The sequence below is a fragment of the Vibrio coralliilyticus ATCC BAA-450 genome (assembly GCF_000176135.1).
GTDB lineage: Bacteria > Pseudomonadota > Gammaproteobacteria > Enterobacterales > Vibrionaceae > Vibrio > Vibrio coralliilyticus.
Genome location: NZ_ACZN01000018.1, coordinates 262,742 through 280,332 on the forward strand (window position 1 = coordinate 262,742; position 17,591 = coordinate 280,332).

19 protein-coding genes are annotated in these 17,591 nt (G+C 43.1%); 3 read left to right on the top strand and 16 right to left on the bottom strand.

The window, feature by feature from the left end:
- Nucleotides 1-2: 2 nt before the first annotated feature.
- The 12 genes from VIC_RS20620 to VIC_RS20675 all read right to left on the bottom strand — a co-directional run bounded on the left by VIC_RS20620 (nt 3) and on the right by VIC_RS20675 (nt 9,801).
- The gene (locus VIC_RS20620) at nt 3-359 is read right to left on the bottom strand and encodes a hypothetical protein (protein WP_006962213.1); all 357 of its coding nucleotides are present in this window, start codon (nt 357-359) and stop codon (nt 3-5) included.
- A gap of 108 nt (nt 360-467) precedes the next feature.
- Nucleotides 468-4,193: a type III secretion system effector BopA family protein gene (locus tag VIC_RS20625; protein WP_006962214.1), complete on the bottom strand. Its 3,726-nt coding sequence runs from the start codon at nt 4,191-4,193 to the stop codon at nt 468-470.
- Complete coding sequence (sicP, locus tag VIC_RS20630) at nt 4,183-4,614, bottom strand: chaperone SicP (RefSeq protein ID WP_006962216.1); 432 nt, start codon at nt 4,612-4,614, stop codon at nt 4,183-4,185. The genes VIC_RS20625 and sicP overlap by 11 nt, the downstream gene beginning before the upstream one ends.
- A 25-nt stretch (nt 4,615-4,639) precedes the next feature.
- On the bottom strand, nt 4,640-5,653 hold the full coding sequence (locus tag VIC_RS20635) for an HrpJ domain-containing protein (protein ID WP_039952397.1): 1,014 nt from the start codon (nt 5,651-5,653) through the stop codon (nt 4,640-4,642).
- Nucleotides 5,654-5,668: 15 nt separating this feature from the next.
- Complete coding sequence (locus VIC_RS20640) at nt 5,669-6,319, bottom strand: hypothetical protein (RefSeq protein ID WP_006962218.1); 651 nt, start codon at nt 6,317-6,319, stop codon at nt 5,669-5,671.
- On the bottom strand, nt 6,316-6,894 hold the full coding sequence (locus tag VIC_RS20645; protein ID WP_006962219.1) for a type III secretion system domain-containing protein: 579 nt from the start codon (nt 6,892-6,894) through the stop codon (nt 6,316-6,318). Before VIC_RS20645 ends, VIC_RS20640 begins: the two co-directional genes overlap by 4 nt.
- Before the next feature lie 2 nt (nt 6,895-6,896).
- Entirely contained in the window at nt 6,897-7,625 is a 729-nt protein-coding gene (sctJ, locus tag VIC_RS20650; RefSeq protein WP_006962220.1) for a type III secretion system inner membrane ring lipoprotein SctJ, read from the bottom strand.
- A complete protein-coding gene (gene sctI / locus VIC_RS20655) occupies nt 7,622-7,927 on the bottom strand; it encodes a type III secretion system inner rod subunit SctI (protein WP_006962221.1) in 306 nt (101 codons plus the stop codon). Before sctI ends, sctJ begins: the two co-directional genes overlap by 4 nt.
- Nucleotides 7,905-8,222, bottom strand: coding sequence for an EscG/YscG/SsaH family type III secretion system needle protein co-chaperone (locus tag VIC_RS20660; protein ID WP_006962222.1), 318 nt, complete (start codon nt 8,220-8,222; stop codon nt 7,905-7,907). The genes sctI and VIC_RS20660 overlap by 23 nt, the downstream gene beginning before the upstream one ends.
- Nucleotides 8,219-8,434, bottom strand: coding sequence for a type III secretion system needle filament subunit SctF (sctF, locus tag VIC_RS20665; protein WP_006962223.1), 216 nt, complete (start codon nt 8,432-8,434; stop codon nt 8,219-8,221). The genes VIC_RS20660 and sctF overlap by 4 nt, the downstream gene beginning before the upstream one ends.
- Nucleotides 8,435-8,443: 9 nt before the next feature.
- Nucleotides 8,444-9,148 carry a helix-turn-helix transcriptional regulator gene (locus VIC_RS20670; RefSeq protein ID WP_006962224.1) on the bottom strand — a complete coding sequence of 235 codons (705 nt, stop codon included), beginning with the start codon at nt 9,146-9,148 and terminating at the stop codon, nt 8,444-8,446.
- A 242-nt stretch (nt 9,149-9,390) separates the two neighbouring features.
- Nucleotides 9,391-9,801, bottom strand: a complete 411-nt coding sequence (locus VIC_RS20675) for a YybH family protein (protein ID WP_006962225.1) — start codon at nt 9,799-9,801, stop codon at nt 9,391-9,393.
- Between the two features lie 197 nt (nt 9,802-9,998).
- On the opposite strand from VIC_RS20675, the gene VIC_RS20680 reads away from it, so the two are divergent.
- Entirely contained in the window at nt 9,999-10,346 is a 348-nt protein-coding gene (locus tag VIC_RS20680; protein ID WP_412179186.1) for a winged helix-turn-helix transcriptional regulator, read from the top strand.
- Between the two features lie 203 nt (nt 10,347-10,549).
- The gene (locus VIC_RS20685; RefSeq protein WP_006962227.1) at nt 10,550-11,593 is read left to right on the top strand and encodes a type III polyketide synthase; all 1,044 of its coding nucleotides are present in this window, start codon (nt 10,550-10,552) and stop codon (nt 11,591-11,593) included.
- A gap of 417 nt (nt 11,594-12,010) precedes the next feature.
- Here the strand turns inward: VIC_RS20685 and VIC_RS20690 are convergent, their stop codons facing one another.
- The 3 genes from VIC_RS20690 to VIC_RS20700 form a co-directional block, all read right to left on the bottom strand.
- Nucleotides 12,011-12,889, bottom strand: a complete 879-nt coding sequence (locus tag VIC_RS20690) for a S41 family peptidase (protein WP_006962228.1) — start codon at nt 12,887-12,889, stop codon at nt 12,011-12,013.
- A gap of 172 nt (nt 12,890-13,061) precedes the next feature.
- Nucleotides 13,062-14,063, bottom strand: a complete 1,002-nt coding sequence (locus tag VIC_RS20695) for a metal-dependent hydrolase (protein ID WP_006962229.1) — start codon at nt 14,061-14,063, stop codon at nt 13,062-13,064.
- A 70-nt stretch (nt 14,064-14,133) separates the two neighbouring features.
- Nucleotides 14,134-14,985: an MBL fold metallo-hydrolase gene (locus tag VIC_RS20700; RefSeq protein ID WP_006962230.1), complete on the bottom strand. Its 852-nt coding sequence runs from the start codon at nt 14,983-14,985 to the stop codon at nt 14,134-14,136.
- A gap of 529 nt (nt 14,986-15,514) precedes the next feature.
- Between VIC_RS20700 and VIC_RS20705 the strand changes: the two genes are divergently transcribed.
- A complete protein-coding gene (locus VIC_RS20705) occupies nt 15,515-16,657 on the top strand; it encodes a gamma-glutamyl-gamma-aminobutyrate hydrolase family protein (RefSeq protein WP_006962231.1) in 1,143 nt (380 codons plus the stop codon).
- Between the two features lie 110 nt (nt 16,658-16,767).
- Here the strand turns inward: VIC_RS20705 and VIC_RS20710 are convergent, their stop codons facing one another.
- Nucleotides 16,768-17,277, bottom strand: a complete 510-nt coding sequence (locus VIC_RS20710) for an HDOD domain-containing protein (protein WP_050778646.1) — start codon at nt 17,275-17,277, stop codon at nt 16,768-16,770.
- Between the last annotated feature and the right edge of the window lie 314 nt (nt 17,278-17,591).

Here is a 17,591-nt window from a genome sequence, read left to right on the forward strand (position 1 = left end):
AGCTACTCTCCTCCACCTAATTGTGACAGAAACTGACGTTGCTTCTGACACAAACGAAACCACTGATGTGCATCAAACTGTTCAGGGCATAGTGCGCTAATAAACAGTTGGCTCTTAATCGGAAAAATACGTTGAGGTAATCCATTGAATCGTTCGGGCTGGTTTCTCTTAAGTGCACTGTCCAAATCATGACTATTACTCTCCAATAGCCACGAAGTCAGCATGAGTCGAGTGCCCTGCACTTCCAGCCTTAAGCCAAAAGGCTTCTGGTGAATCTCTATGATGTCTGAAACCTGAACTACTGGCAGCCTGAGCAACGCAATAAGCTGTTCAATGTTTCTCGTGATTTGCAGATCCATAATCGTTCCATAAATTACCTATGGTTCTATGATGCGAGGATTATGGTGATGGGGATATCAGGTCTACACCTGAAATAAGCCCCGGATTGTTCCGGGGCGACATGAGTTTTAAGCGGCCTGCTTGACTAACGCTTGTTCAACTTGCTGGTAACAACTGCCCCAATCAATAGCGCCATTCTCATCCTTAAGCAGTGCTTCAGGTACATATGATTTGGCTGTTTCTATCAGTTCGGCTTTATTGCGTGCATTCTGTTCAATCATCTGTTGCTCACGTTCAGAAGCAATACTCGAGATCTGATAACGAAATGATTTTTCTCGTTGGTCCTCAGGTAAATGACTAAGTTGTATCAGTTGACCAGCATCTTTGAGTGAATCACCCAGTAAGTCTCCCAATCGCTGATCATCTTTGGTTTTGTTTGCAAGCCGCCTTAACGCTTCATCGACACGCTGCTGAGTCATTTTTTCTTTTGCTCGGTTGTGCGCATCATTCATTCCGAGGAAGTTAGTCGAAGCAATTAAGTTCATTGCTGTTCTGGAAAAATAAGCACTAATTGGCGTTGTACCAACACCCGCAATAGCGGCAATGGCAAGTCCCCCTGTTCCAACAATAGCGAAGACAATTAATGCTACAATCGAAGCCCCGCTCAGTGTTACTGCTGCTGTGGTCGCGACGGAAAAAGCTTTCGCTTTCCAGTTCATCTCTTGCCAGGTATTTTTAGCGTCCTGCCACATCCGGCTCATTGCACCCGCTTTGCTGGTTTCGAAACAATCTCTGGAAAGCGTACCGACGTCTTGAAGTGCTTGACGTTGCATCGCATAGGACGCAACAGCTTGTGCACGCTCGTTGAAGCTGCCTTGCTTACGAATACCTGCCATCAAAGCATTGACCATAACTTCAGTGGAACGATGTCGGTTAACAACGTTGGCCATTTTGCGCTCTGACCATGTTTGTACCAAACCTCCGAACATGCTAGCCATCGGTTTTACGAGTGTGGAACCCGGAACTAAAGCTGAGACAAGTTGACTAGCTCCATTTGCAACAAGGCCACTTCCTGCAGCTCCCTTCGCTGCACCAGCCATGTATGGCGCACACTGTGCCAAATGAAGTAAAGCAATCATTTCTGCTGTCATTGACATAGATTCGTGGCTAGGCAGAAACTCTCGACGTCCCTGCAGGATGTCTTTAACTTGATTTTCTACTGTGCCCGTTTTCCAGACCGTTGATGCCATAGCAGCAAGATCATTGCCAAACCAACCACTGTTCGAACTGATTATCTGATAGGCATGTGTCAAGTTACCAGCAAGTGCTTGTGACTCTACAGGATGTACCATTGCCCAGTTATGCAGTTGTCCAAGTGTATTCATAACACCCTGATAATTAGAACTAAGTTCACCCGAAGACAATGTGTTATAAAGCTTCTGGTAAGCCTCTGTATAACTATTAATGCCTACCTTTGCCATTTGGCGTTCCAGAATCAAAGTACTTAAATCAGGACGATAGTCCCCTGACCAATTGCCTGCTACATTCTGCTTTACCCACGCAGACCAAGATTCTAGGCTGTTCCCGCTTACACCAGGATACCCTTTTTCCTTTGTTACTTGACGGTCAAAATGAGTTAGCTCGAGCATGGACTTCTCATACTCGTCATCCAGCAGCTCGATATCTTTCACGAGGGACGCCATACTCAACTCAAGACTTTTCAATTGAGCTACTTCTTTTACTGACTCGACTTCAGGCTTACTTCGCCAGCCCTTTCCATGTAGATCAACGACGTATTTTTCTTGCTTGTCTAATTCGACTTGTAGCTCTTTACGCTCTAATACCAGAGTGCGTACCTGATCGTTATTAGCTCTCAAAGGTGATAAGAAAGACAAGAACCCTTGCAGGTTAAGTCGTTTCGTATTGGCGTCGATGGTTTGATCTAACATGGTATCCAGACGCGTCAACTTGTTTCCAAGAAGTACTTTAGTATCTTGCGCTATTTGTACAGTCCTGCATTGCGCTTCAAGTTTTGTGAGACGAGTAAGCTGGTGCTTGGCATCTTCATGCATTACTGTAATTTGATTGGTGACGCCGTCACTAATATCAAGGCTCGCTAGTGCTTCTAACGAGGCAACATAGGCTTTTGCCGCACTAATCTTCTCATCAAGATAATCGGTGTATAAAGGCAAGTTTCGAGTGATGTTATCACCCAACTGCTTGCTTTGAATATCTGCATAGATATCAACACCAGCTCGATTGTTTCGCTCATGAGTGATGCTGTTCTTTCTGTCTAACCAAGAAAGACGATGCTGCGCTTGAATAACATCTTCGGCTAGCTTACGTGTTTTATCACTGATTTCGACATGAGGAAGCTCATTTCTAACCTGTTCCGTCAGATCTAAGTCATCGTAATCGGTCAAGTCATCGGGCATTAAGCTATCACCCTTTACGACTAACCAGACGTTTCCTGTCAACGCTGCTAAAGTAGCGGCAAACTGGTCTTCCACCGTCGAGTCAGACTCAATAAACTGCTGCATCTCTTTGGCAAATACAGCCGCACCGTGGCGAAGCTGGATAATTTTACTAGGAATATCCAATCGAGCTTCGATGCCCTTTTGTTCTTCCTTAAGTTCAGCTCTGCTCTGGCTAAGTGCTTGTCTAATCAGATTGATCGCACCAAGTTGTGCCTTTTGTTCCTCTTTAGGAAACGGCGTTAGCACGTCATTGGCTAATGATGGCACCTTCTCCGCCAAAACTTCAGACAATACTCGAAGATTGACGGTCGACATATCTGAGGCATATTGAACAAGTTTATCTGACAGACGGTTGGCTAAAGCCTCACTATCTAAGCTTGGCGAATTAGAAATGAGTTCGTAGCTTAGTTTTGTCAGCTCTGGGGTAAGAGCAGATTTCAACGAAGGTGAACAAGTTGCATAGAATTTCTCAAATGCTTGGTACCCCGTAGATTCCAAGTTCCAAGCTTGGCTGTAACTACTCGCCAATGATTTGATTACGTCAAGCCTATCGTTCTCTTTGAACACTGATCGCTTTAACTGAATTACGTCATTTTGTTGTACTTTAGGGAGCCGCTCAATAGCCGATTCTACTGTTGCTAACGCCTCCTTTAGCTCTTGTGCTTTCGCTGAGAAAGTTTCAATACTTGTTGCTACTACTTCAACAGCAAGTGGTTTCTGAAAAATCTGAGCGAGCTTATCTGCTTCATCAGCAAGAGTGGTTTCCTTAATTGCTTGATTATAGGCAGAGACTTCTTTTTGAAGGTTTTGCATCGATGCAGTTTCACTATAAAAGAAACTACTCATGTAAGAGAGAGAGCTTGGCGAAGGCAACGGTGCTGGGCGGATATAACCAGTGATAGACTGTGCTGCTTGCTCTAAGTTAGACATCGGGATAGTTTTAGGCGAAGTTGACGCATCCACTGGTTTATTATCAGTTTCAATCTGTCTATCTGCGCTGTTAACCGACTTAGCGTCTTTCTTTTCAACAGTCACAGAATCCTGCGTCAACTGTTTGATTAAACGAGATGTTAGCGGTGTCTGACCGCTAAAGTCCATCTTGTTGGCTACCTTGCCTGCAAACTCTTCACCATATTCATGCGCTAGCGCGCTCAGGAATACACCTAGTGTTTTAAGGTTTCCCTCAGTTTGCTTTTGGACAAACTCCTGAACTGCATTTAGATCACTTAGTAAAGGAATCTGGGTTAACCATTGCATCACCTTTTCTGCAAAGCTGAACTGAGATGTTACGATAACGGGGTCGCCAGAAACGCTATCAGCCAGTGTTAGCTGGCCATTTTCGACACTGGTTGTAAATTGGTTCAGTTCAATCGGCATAATAAACGCCTCCTAGTGATGTAACGTGTTCATTGGACAAATTATTTTGATGAAAGTCGGTGTGTAGTTGCTCATATTGACTAACCACTTCAGTGAGTTGTTCAAAAATCTCGTCACCGTTTTGAGGAGAATGAATACGAACCTGATATAGAAGCGCACGGGTGCTCTCTTCATAGAAGATATGACCAATGCCCAGCTCATTTAATGTATGGTTAAGCTGAAGTGCTCGCTTAAAAGTTTTACCCTCAATTTCAGGTTCTACTGTCGTCAGCATGCATCTCAGCATCCAATCCTGATCATTTGGCGCCATCGATACCATAAGATGCTCATCCAGCAGCAACATGCATTGGCTTGACTGGTCAAACACCAAAGGCAGCCCTAATTTTTCACCAAGGCGGTTTAGCAGTAGTTCATGATTCATTGTCGTTCTCCCCTTAACGGATTGATCATTCGTTCCATTGGTCTAGAAGTTCGAGCATGGCTTCCTGAACGTGCTCTTTTTGTTCTGGATCTCGATAACAGGCTTCAGCCATTACCGCCATTAAGTCTTTCCAGCGTCGCAGGAACACCACTTTACGTTCATCAACCAGCGCTAACCGATTGATAATCAGTGATAGTGCGTCTGGATATATCCAGGACTGCTCAAGCAACTCTATCGTGGCGGACATAACAGAATGAGGCTCCAACACCATCGCCTTAGCCAGAGAGATGCAATGGTCCTCAAATGTAAGAAACAGCAATAACCGTTTTAAGTCTTCAATTGTGGCCGCAACTTTGGTCATATCGTCACGTCTTTGGCCTTCATCAAGCGGTTCAGCCATGGAGCGAATAAGGATGCGAATATACTGTCGTCTATCTTCATGCTGCTCTAATAGCTCAAACCAATGCGCTAGGCCTTTTTCACCTCGTTTGGCATGTTGATAGAGCTGGCGAACGGCGCGTAAACCATTCTTATCAACATTCATCCCTTGCGCGGCAGCTAAGATTTCTAGCTCGATTTCTTCTTCCGCGAGCAGTTCAGCAAGGCGTTTCTTGAGCTGTTTCTTCATCGCTGGGTCTAAACCCTTAAAACCAAGAAGAGACGTCAAAACCAAGGCGATCTTTCCCTTGTCTAAGCCTGACTTTTCTAGCGCAGAAAACACCTGAGAAGCGTCTTTCATTTGCGAAAGCTGCTCTGAGATTCGATTGATTGACTGGCGTGCCATCTCATCCATTTGCTGGAGAAGCTTTTCCATGCCATTCATCATCGGATCCTGCGTTTTAGCGGCTAGGTTCAAACGCTTCATCATGCTACTCAGCCCAAGGCTTAACCCTTCCATGGTTTCTTCCATAGCTTCGGCTCTTACTTCAGCAAGGGCTGCACTCGCTAGCGAGGCGGTTGACTCATTGGCTGGCGCGGTGTTGGGCGTATTTTGAGGGAATGCATGAAACTCTGCACTGGCGTTTCCATCAACTCTCATCTGCTAAACTCTCTCTTAAGCTGTCGACTGCTGATTAGGATGGGAGAACGAATCGAGTAGCGTTCGCAATTGCTGATCAAGATCGATTCTGACAACCAAACTGTTTGATGACAGCTCTGCTTGAGCTCGATTCAACTCAGTTTTGACCTGCACATTTAAATTCTCCCCAAACTCATGTTCCATCGTCGAATAATGTTCTTGAGGAACAAAAAGCGTCAGGCTCTGTTTGGTTGTTTGAGCAGCGATTTGATCGCTTATTCGCTTGACCAAAAATTGGCTGATGTCCTGCTCTGCGGACCATTGCTCAATAACATTGCGTACTTGCTGACGAATTCGCCCTTTCAAGTTTTCGATTAGGCTACGTTCAAGCTCCCCTTGTTCGACAAGCCAACTAACCGACTCCTTTATTGCCTGTTGCTGGGCTTGTTCTCGCCATGTCGATTCCAATTGCTCCGCGTTTTGGTGTGCTACTTGAAGGATACGTTCGGCTTGGTGATGGGCTTCGTCCCTTTTCAGACGTGCTTGACGAATGATTGCAGCTATTCGTTGACGGGCATTCGTTTCACAATGTGTTCTGCGGATGGCTGATTCAATTTGTTGTTTGGAAACCGTGTCACCAGATTTGTCTAAGTCACAATGCGTTACTGATATAACAAATGGCTTCATAAAAAACGCTCCAATCTGAATATCCAGCTTTCGACACGCTCTATGTCGTCTTGAGCAAGTGCAATCGGTGTATCGAATACCGGTAAGCTCAGGCGAAACAGCGACCAAAAAGGTTGATCGCTCCAAAGGTGGTAGATGGCGCTGGCACTAAAAAGCTCAGCTTGTTCCAGAACATTGTTTGCTGACCATGCTGGAGGTTCGCTACCCGCTGGCCATAGAGCTATCAACTGTTCAATTTGAGGTTGAGTAAATTTCTGTCGTAAGACGCTTCGGTAGCTGCTATCCCACAAGTAATCTGGGCAGTTTTGCGACAACAACCCAGCGGCTGTCGCAAGTAGAGAGATTCTTGGCAAAACAGACAGCCACTTATTCATTTCCTCTGAGCATTCATCTAACCATACTGACTGACACCCAGAACGGCTTAAAATGACCTTATCAAGGCGCTTACTTACCAATTGATTGTTTTCTCGAACAGATTGAATAGTCTCCAGATCCAGCTTTGACCACCATTGAGGGTGCAATCTTGAGCTGACTTCCCTCAGCATTTTGTTCTGCGATATCGTGTCAACAATCATCTTCAGCCCTCTTTTCTTCGGCTTAACCCCAGCCCAGCTACACCGGCAATAAGCACACTACCTAAACCAACGGTTACCGGAGTTTTGTTTGCGACGAGCCAGTTCTGGACATCGTCCCAATCGGAGCTAGGTTGAACGACTGGCTGATAACGGAAGTCTGCGGGTTGTAAGAACAAACTGATGTTTTCGTATTGCAAATCAGGAACCGCATTTTTAATCAGATTCCGTATCTGGGATTCTGAGTTGCCTAAGTTCGCCTCCGGAGAGTACTTGATGTACACAGCAGCCGATTTTTCACTGGGTGCTGCACGTCCTGTATTGGTGCTCTTATCGCTTTGAGCAATTGATACTCGTGCGCTGATAACACCATCCATGCTAGATAGTGTTCTCTCCAATTGTTGCTCTTTTAAATAGCTCATCTTGGCGTCTTCCTGAGCTGGGGAAGAGACAAGCTGACCGGAAGGAAATAGCTGCTCGATACCAACGTATTCGGCCTTCGGATAACCATTTTGTCTTAACAATTCAACCGCATTAATGAATTGATCTTTTTCGATCTTCAGTGTTACCTTGCCCGTTTTTGCGTCAGTTTCTGAGCTTGCATCAATATGATTGAGCATAAGCAACGCCACCATTTGGTTGGCTTCAGACTGCGGCAGGTTTTGGTAGAGTTCGACTTTACAACCTGTCAACAGCAAAGCCATTACTAAGGCTAGCCATTTGAACTTTTTCATTGCATTGTCACCAGTTTGTTGATCGATTGAGAAAGGCTACCAGCCGTTTTTGCTGCAAGATCGACTTCCACTAAAGCTCTTGTCACCATAGTTTGGCTCTGAATAGCCTGATCGGGTGAAATCCCCATAGGAGCGCTCGAGTTAGGCATTGGGCCGATAATGTCATTGAGCTTGGCTGTTTCCTGTGTTCCCTGTTGCATTAGTTGGCTGAACTTATCCACCATGGCTTTATCTGGGTTGACTGTTTCAGCCTGCTTATCCAGAGCCGAATAGGTTGCTTTAGCAATTGCACTCAGTTCCATGTTGACCTCCGGTAATCAGTGAACAAATTTTCTGTGTGTCTGCACTTTCAGTGGTCGATACGTACAAATAACGCAAACCTTCAGCTTGAGGCGTATGTAACCCGTTCAAAGAGCGAATTGCCTGAGCTCTTTTGTCGAGAGCAAAATAGATCAAGCTGGCACAAACTCGTCTGTCTTCTTCATTTTCAATCAGTAAAGGGAAAACATTTACGATGCTAAGTGCATGTTTTTCTAGCCTGTGGTTTGCCGCTGCCAGTGCTGCTTCAACAAGCAGTTGTTTGTCTGAACTGTTCATATCTTCGCTATAATCCCCTGCACCATGTCTTTGACTGCTTTGATCAAGGCACTCTCATACCCTAGAAAGTTGGAATATTGCTGCACTGAAAATTGGGCTTGCAGCATTTGATCTGGGTTGTTGGGGTCCGCTTGTGCCATTTTGGTTTTAATGTCCTGTGCTGATTGTGCAGACATCTGGGACAATTGGTTGATAATCGCATTAAGATCCATATCGACCTCCTATCTTTTGCTACCCGCACGAAACTCGGATGGGCTGCATTGGTAGCGCTTTTTGAAAGCACCAATAAAGTGGGAGTGGCTACTAAAACCGGCATCAAAAGCGACGTCTGCGATCTTACGATCCGTTTCTAAAATCACTTGTTTTGCGTAGTTTAGGCGTTGCTCGGTCAGCCAGGTTTTAGTTGATTGGCCGTAGTATTTGTAAAAAGCCGTGTTGAGCTTAGTCACTTCCATCCCGAGCTTTTCGGCGTAGCGAGATACTGTCCATTGCTCGTATAGATGCTTGTTTACAAAATCAAAAACTTTATCGTTAGAATTCGCGTATAGGTTAAGAAGATTGGAGAAGTAAGGCTTGTCCATCTCAAGGCAATAGGTAAAGACGAACCGCAACATCACGGCTTTGTTTACTTTGTGAAGCTGCTGAATGACATTCACCAGTTCATCAAACACAGGAACCGCGTTCACTTCGCCAACTGCAGGTTGAGTAGCTGTATCGCTGGATTTAATAAGGTCCGTTAGTAATGGATAAACTAAACAAATTTCACCCGGATAAAAGAATACGCTCATCCAGTCATTGCGATTTGCCGCATGTATTTCGGCCTCTTCCCCGACCATAACGAGCTGGTTTGCTGCCACCTCTGTTCGCTTTCCTTGATAATCGATATGACCAGGCTTATAAAACAACACCACTTGTAATGCTTTCATATCAACGACCTTCTGTTTTTGTTGTTGTGTTTAGTTTGCCTAGGTCAAGCTAAGGTCGGTATCAGGTGAACACCTGAGTTCTGCTTTAGGAGTGTGGAAAGTGTTTATTTATAAGGAGTTGAACGACTTTGCGCCGTATCCTTACAACATAAACTCGCCTTGAATATCTGCTGACATTCAAGGCGAGTTGTGGGTATTAATAGATAGTTCTGGTTTATCGTGCTTGCTTTGACTTTAGTAAATTAAAAACCATTGGGGTTGTCGATAATGTATAACCAACCACCGTCGACATATATCATCGTCTCAAGCGCCGTTCCTTTTGTGACATTAGGAATCTCCCAATCAGAACGAATCATGGCTATATCACCATTTATATGGATTGAAACACTGCGTGTGATGATTTCTACATCACCTTGCATGAAACTTTTAAGTGCAAGCTTTATCTCTTTATGGCCTTTAGCTTGGTTGCCGTTCTCATCCAAGATCATAACGGCATTTTCATGAAAGAGCGTGCCTAAACCTTCCAAGTCTTGTTGCGCAAAATATTGTCCAAACAGAGAGTGCAGCTCTGAAGGTGATTGTGGTTTTATGTAGTCAGCATTTGCTTGGAAGCTAAACGAGCAAAGAGAGACTAAAAGTAAGATCAAACGCATGGGTGCTCCTTAAACTGAAATCGTGAATATGGGCCAAGTACGTTGACTTAACCCCTGACAAATTACATTAAGGAAATTGTTCACTTTCTAAAATTAGGGTCTGAAAAGTAACTAGTTACCCATTGGTAACTAGTGGGCTGAAGTGAAATTGGCAGTTACACTCATATAGATATAAAAAGCGCTTGGAATAACGAACCGTGAAAACTTTGCAGTCAGAAACAAAGCACCAACTCCAACCTGATGACTATTGCAGTGTAGATAAATACTTAACTCTTATTTCAACTAAATGGACTGCACATATTGTCTGGCTGTTGAGTGAGCATGAACAAATGCGTTTTGGTCAGATTCGTAAACAATTGGCTTTGGTATCCACCAAAGTTCTTACTGAGCGTTTGAAACTATTGCAACATCATGGGTTTGTATGGAGAAAACAAGAAGAAACTATCCCTGTTACGGTGAGCTACGGCCTTACCTCTAAAGGAAAAGAACTAGCACATGTTGTCGATATCATTGTGCAAAAAGCCGATGACTGGGATGCCATGTAATCAGTCTTCTTGAAACTAATAAAAATGTTACTTCACTGTTCTTAAGAAGCAAAAAGAGTCTGATAACATCAATCATATCAATACCCCTAATCAATAACGTGAACGATCGTTCAAGTTTGGATATACTAGAAAAATATATGAAATTAATTTAGTAAAGCATCCCTCCTCGTTTACTGGTAACTACAATCAAACGAGGTATTTCAATGAGCATTTTAACCAAACCTTCAGTTATATATCCCGAATACACCCTCACATCGGATGACATTGTCCATTTTATAGAGAGTTGTCACCCTGACTCCAAATACCGCTCAATCGCTATCGAAATGATAAAGCACACCACGATTCAAGAACGTCAAACCTGTATACCTTTTGATGCTATTTTAGACTTGAAAGGTTTTGAAAGTAGGCAAAACATTTACGAGCAGTTTGCCCGAGACTATTCACAGATAGTCGCAGAGCAAGCAATCATAAACTCTGGGTTAACCGCTAAAGACATAACCATGGTCATAGCTGTCTCATGTACTGGGTTTATGATGCCGTCTTTAACGGCCCATTTGATCAATGCATTAGATCTCAACCAGAGTACAATCCAACTTCCGGTGGCACAAATGGGCTGTGTCGCTGGTGCTTATGCCATGAATAGAGCTTACGAACATTGCCAACTGTCGAAGAGCAATAATGCTCTCATTGTGGCTCTAGAAACTTCCTCTCTATGCTTTGATCCCGAAGCAAATCAGCTTCAAGACTTTGTTTCTGATGCTATTTTTGGAGATGGAGCTGCTGGTGTTGTGATGAGAGGAGATGGCTTTGGTGAGGGTTTACAAATACAAAACTCAGAGAGTATTTTCTTAAAGGATACAGAAAATTACATTCAATATCAGATGACCGACAAAGGTTTCCAATTTTCATTGGATAAAAAAGTCATGTATTCAATAGAAAAGGTAGCTCCTTACTTACATCACTTTGCTACGACTTCAATAGGCAATAGTACAGACTTTGACTTCATCATCGCTCATACGGGGGGAAGAAGAATACTGGATGAACTGCAAAAGCACTTAGGGTTATCGCCAGATAAGCTGCAACATTCGCGAGAATCTTTAAGAGAACATGGAAATACATCAAGCGTATCAGTCATTGATGTACTACATCGCCACTACCTGACCTCCCAAAATGGTGAAAAAGGTATCGTTGTAGCATTTGGCCCAGGTTTCACGTCAGAAGTATTGTATGGTCAATGGCAAAGTTAAGCGAATGCTATAGATATTTATGAATAACAAGTGTGTCATTTACTACGACATCAAACATAACTCAGGTAATGAGATGGCGCTATGGCACGCTTACTTTTCAAAATAGGCTACTCTGCTCACTGTTGTTGTAACCCTTTCGGAGTACGTATCTTCTGAATTAATTCAATACTGTGAGGGTTAGTTTTAGGCTGGTTGTATTACGTTGTGAGGGATAGTCAGAAGTCGAAGTAGCAATAATGTTTATCGTATTTAGCAGCTCTTATGAATGGCCAAGCTACTCAATATAAGCTCGTTAATACTGTATTTTTCAGTACAGTCTATGTTCTTAGCTCGCAGCATTAGGGTGAGAACAATAGAACACCTCAATGCTGGGCTAAGTACACCAAGTTTTTCGCGTCAAAAGGTTTTTTAGTTACGTCACTGAATGGCTGTATGAGCTTCTTCTGGCAAACCCAACCTTTTTAACGCTACTTTAAGTGCATTATCCGAATTTGTATTAATATCAGGGATAACTCCGCCCTGCTCCCAATTTTTATTAGTAATAGGGTTGATTGCTTCACCAATAGGGATTGCAACTGATAACTCAGCTGTTAACTCAAACAACCTACAAGGGTGAGCTGCACCACCCGTTGCTTCCCCAATCAACACCGCTCGCTCAAGACACTGAAGGTTGTAGGAGAACTCTTCGGCAGCAGACAGAGTGCCTCTATCTGTTAACACATATAGGCTCAAATCAGGGTAACAATGACTACTATTATCAGTCCAGAACTCTTCTAGACAAGAGTCACCTCGCCAGCGAATTGTGTTTAACAAAACAGACTCACTATTATCGAAGAAATATGACGTAACTAGCTTAACCATATCAGGATGCCCCCCACCGTTGTTTCGAACATCGATAATGAGGTGTTCGATACCTTTCAATTGACCCAATATTTCATGAGCAACATTCGATGCAAAAGAAGGTGAGCAGAAACGGGACAGCTGTATATAGGCTATTTTATTAGTAATAAAAACTAGCTTTTCAAAGCCATAGTTGATGCTTTTAAATCGCTTCTCAGGTGGGACTATAGAATCATTAAATATGATCTTGAAATGCTTGTCCTTACATAAAGCAAATATGTCCTGCGTTAGTTTTTCAACGAAGCCTTCAACTAAGTCTTCACTCAGATACAAGCCTCGATCATAGTTTTGTCTCAGCATTAGACTTAGCTCTTTGCCAACAATAGGAAATACATAATTTTCCTCAAGCAAACGGGCTAACAAATCTACTATCTTTTGCTTATTTATTTCTTGCATCTGAATTCCTGCATATTATTAATTTACTTATTCGAATCGCTTTCAAAAACTTGTTCTAACGTGTTATTTAAGTAAATCAGGACGACAAGCGATCGCGAAAACACACTCGGATTTGGCGTTCAAGTTATTGTTTTAAGATAACATTCATTTCACTACTGCGATATCAAAGCCATTAAAAATCAACCAACATGTTCCAAAATCGTTGTCTAGTCGCGGGAGAATTGTCTCGGTGTGTGATGTACTGCGCGTGTGATTCCGAAGTCGCTGCAGGGGAAAGTTTGATACTCCACATTGGGTCAATCTGGTTTGGTAGCATGGAATAACGGACATCAATAACGCTCAGTTTGTCATTTGGGTGGATAGCTAGATAACCGTTTGAAAAGTGGCGAAAGCGCTCAAGATCTTTAGCCTGTTGTGAATTCTTCTCTAGCCATGGAAGATCTCTATTGATGTCAAACTTGGCAATTGATTCGCCGCTATAAACTTTGGTAGAGCTGCCTACCCTAATGGCGTCTACGTGATAGTGTTCGTCTGTTTCATAAATCACTTTCCACACCAGTATATTAGCAAAGCTCGGTTTCACCTCCATTCGGTTTGGAGAATGATTTCGCTCTTCGGCCAATTGCCAGCCCTCATTGTAAGCTCTCTCTTTTTGTATGACTCCAAGGGATAGATAGGTTAACCCCCATAGCAAAGCGATCCTTGCTCCCCAAGGTGTTCGCTTTCGGAACGTAACGGCAAGGCATATCAAAATCGGTAAAGTAAAAATGGGGTCGACCACGGACACCATGTTCCATGCATAACGCTCTTGAGAAAAAGGCCAAAGCAACTGCGTGCCGTAGGACGTACAGGCATCAAGCAACGCATGGGTACTAAAGCCAAGTGCGCAATATAACCAACTTTGACCAAACGCTAGCCCACACCTTCTAGCGAAGAGCCAATGCAAGACCAAAGCACAAAGCAAGCTACCGAAAGGGATAAATAGAAGAGAATGAGTAAACTGTCGATGATACTCCAGAAACAATAAAGGATCGTTAGAAGAGCGAATGAGGACATCCAAATCTGGTGACATCCCTGCAAGCATGCCCAAACCACCGGCAACAAGTAAGTGCTTTTTATTGCATACTGACTGAGGCAAAGCAGCCCCAATTAACCCCTGCGTTAATGGATCCATGTTTCTCCAAACCTGTACTCTTTTAAGAATCGAATCATCGGAAATTGTCCGAGTTTCAATTGGATAATGCTTAGTTAACTTGCGGTTTGCTCGCTTTCTGTTGTTCCTTTGTCGCTAAGTCTACTTGTTGGTCAACAAAGTTAAAAAAGTTATCTTCGCTAATAAAAGGGTTATTTGGACTTGCCTCTTTCACTCTATCTCGGTTGGAGAACAGGTTGTTTTTATGAGGGTGATTAGACAAGTTAACCGTTACAACTGGGCTACTCTCGGCGATTTTTTTGATTCTTTTCATGCTCGCGAAGTATTGCTTAGCGAGAGCAGGATTTTGGAAATTGACTCCATGCCCACCAACGACAAAAGCGCGATATTCGCTTCCGCTATCTTTAACTAAGAAATCAATCGACAAGTCACCTTCGGTATGCCCTGGCGTGATGTAAAACGTAAACTTTGTGTCGCCTAACAAAACTTCAGATTTATCTTCAGCAAATTTAAAGACTTTCGGTGGCATGAATTTATTTTCACCTTTACTCTTTTCTGATTGCTTTTTAGTTAGTTCTAAGCCCTTTTCTGTCATGATCACTTTTGAATTGTAGATGGATTGGAGAAACTCTGCCCCACCCACATGATCGGAATGTCCATGCGTTACAATAATATAGCTCACTGCTTTATCACCTAACCCTAACTTCTGTAAGTTTTGGGGAATCCATTTACTGTACGGAAAATCAAGGGTATCAATAATCACTAAGCCAGATGACGTATCTATCGCATAGGAAGAAACCCATTTGTCGCCAATGTAATAAACGTTGTCGAACATCTTAAACGGCTCAATATAGCCGTTCTCAGCACTCATCTTAGGTATACTCGTTTGCGAAAATGTTGATGCTGACAAAAACACTGTCATCAAACATAGAACTAAGCGCATTCCTTTCTCCCTAATGCCAATCAATAGCCAAAGTTCCACCGCCTTTGCCATTTTAGAATTAAACGCTGGTGTTTAGTTTGGCAGACTACCATACTGGATGTACAGACAGCACGCTATTATATGCATTTAGCTGAACATTCAATGACTTGGTATGGCGCTTAACTACCACACCCTGCTCGTACACCAAATGAAAATTATCGACTAAAGGAATAATGACAAAATGTCATAGAAAGACAGAATTTATAAAAACGTCTAAGAATCATTCACAAGCGATTCTGGCTGAGGTATACCTTAATCAATTCCAATTAAGCAGTTCTACATCTATCCATATTGCTGACTGATCACCCTAATAGTTATCTACTCCTCATTAAAGTTGATCACAGTTCTAAAAGTTATTGGAATACTGCGATATAGCCGCAGCTAAAGTAAGAAAAATCACACATTTTTCAAGGTACTGATACTGCTATATTACTTTGCTGAGGTGATTGAGATATCGATACGTCAAAGGCAATTAAACAGGTATGTTCTCATGAAAGTAAAAATCGGGGTTACATTCAGGACTGACAACAGAGGTAAAGCGCATTCTGACTATGACTGTGTCGCTATCAACAGTATCAACTTGTTAAAAAATGACAAGGGAGACCCCCTTTTTCCTTTTACGGTGGAAGCTGTTACTTTGCCAAAAGGCGTTTCTGGCTCTGAGACTCCAATCCATGATGCTTCATGGACGGATCTCGATGGTATCGATATGCTTTATATTCCAGGCGGGCCTTTTGCAAACGACACCCAAGTGGCCACATCCGAAGAATCATCTACTGACCATTTAAAAGAAAAAGACTTTAATCGAGTGAATCCAAGCCCGACTAAAGCATCTGATATTCGCAAGCACAAAGAACACCAATTCCGCACTCAGTTTGAGCTCAAGATGATTGGTTACGCCAGACAGCGTGGTATTCCTATTCTTGCTGTTTGTGCTGGTTCTTGGCGCTTATTAGAAGCATACGGTGGCAAAGTCAGAACGATGGAACTCAATGAGAGAGCGGTTCACCACAACCCCAAAAACCCTTGGAGTATCTCTCATGCCGTTAAGTTACTTGGTGGTAAAATGCTAACTCAACTCATGCACAAAAAAGGAGTCAGCCCTTCAGATTTAGCGAAAGTAAACTCCACTCATTGGGCTGTAGCCGTAACAAGAGATCACCTATTAGAAAGTCGTGACTCAGGCACAACTGAAGCCAGTCGGCATTTAGAAATCAGCGCTGTATGTCAGGATACGAAAACGGTCGAAGCCTTTGAATCTTTATATGGCACGCCTGTTTTAGGAATCCAGTGGCATCCAGAATCTTATTTACCCACTATGCCCGGTTTACCCGATACGCCAACTGATGAGGCATATCAGACAGCCTTGAAAAGTCAGGCAATATTCTCTTTCATGGTTTGGGCAGCCTATGTCAGGCAAAAAGGCGTTCAGTCAGTCGCCGACGAGGTAAGAAAAGAACATGCCGCCTACCAACACCTAAAAACGGCCAAAGGTCTGTACACGAATAAAGATTTCGATAATGGACGTACGGCAATAAAACAGGCTGAAACAACACTTCGCCCAGATACGTGGACACCTAGAATGAAAAGGCTTCGCCAAGAGCTGTTAAAACTGGAAGAGTCACCAAACTAAGGTCGATGACAGTTAGTTAGGTGATGTAAGCTTCTCCCTATAGCAAGTTAACTGGAAAGGTACGCCTTAAATGGCGTGAGACTAACCAACCTAAAAAGTGTTGCCTAAAGCTATATGTCGCCATTGGCTTGTGTATATAAGTCATCGTAGTCGTCAAACCGTAAAGCCAACAAAGGAATGCCGCAATTATGAAATAGCCCAACGGTGTAAAGCATATCAATAGGAACTTTGTCTTTAATTCTATTACCAATAAATAGCATGGCATTTGCGACGTCCAAAGAGTCATCCCAAAAGCGTTCCAATGAAATTGAGGCTTTTCCTTGAAGGGCTGATTTAAGTAGTAAAGAGGTGACAAGGCTATTAATTGTTGTGAGCCCGATAATCATGACAGCCTGCTTTATCTCAGATATCGTTCTGCTCATACCATAGTATGGCGAATTAATTACCTTCAATATGGCAGATGAAAGTCCAATGTCACTTGAAATTAAATCCGCCACGAGATTGATGTCAGGCTCTGATGCTTTCATTATTTCCTGCAATTCCGACAACGCTTTAGGCTTAGCAGGTACTTGAAAACTAGATATCACCGATGCCATTTTTCCTTCATCAATATCAATCATCTTGTCTTCCCGTTCCCACTAACGTATCCAATCCTCTAAGAATAGTTAAGACGCAAATAAGTACAAACCGCTTGATATGGATAAGTCTAATCGTCAGGCTACCAAGCCGTACCAAGCCGTACCAAGCACGGACGGCACAGAAACAGTACCAGCGAATAGCCTTAACACATCCAAGGTGGCTTTTGACCAGTAATGCGCTCGGTCATCACTCATGCCCATTTTTTCTAGCTTAAATTCGAGATGGTATCTGAGCCTATTTTCAGCCCTTCACCACCATGCGCTTTGCTATACCAATCTGCGACTGCCCAATACTT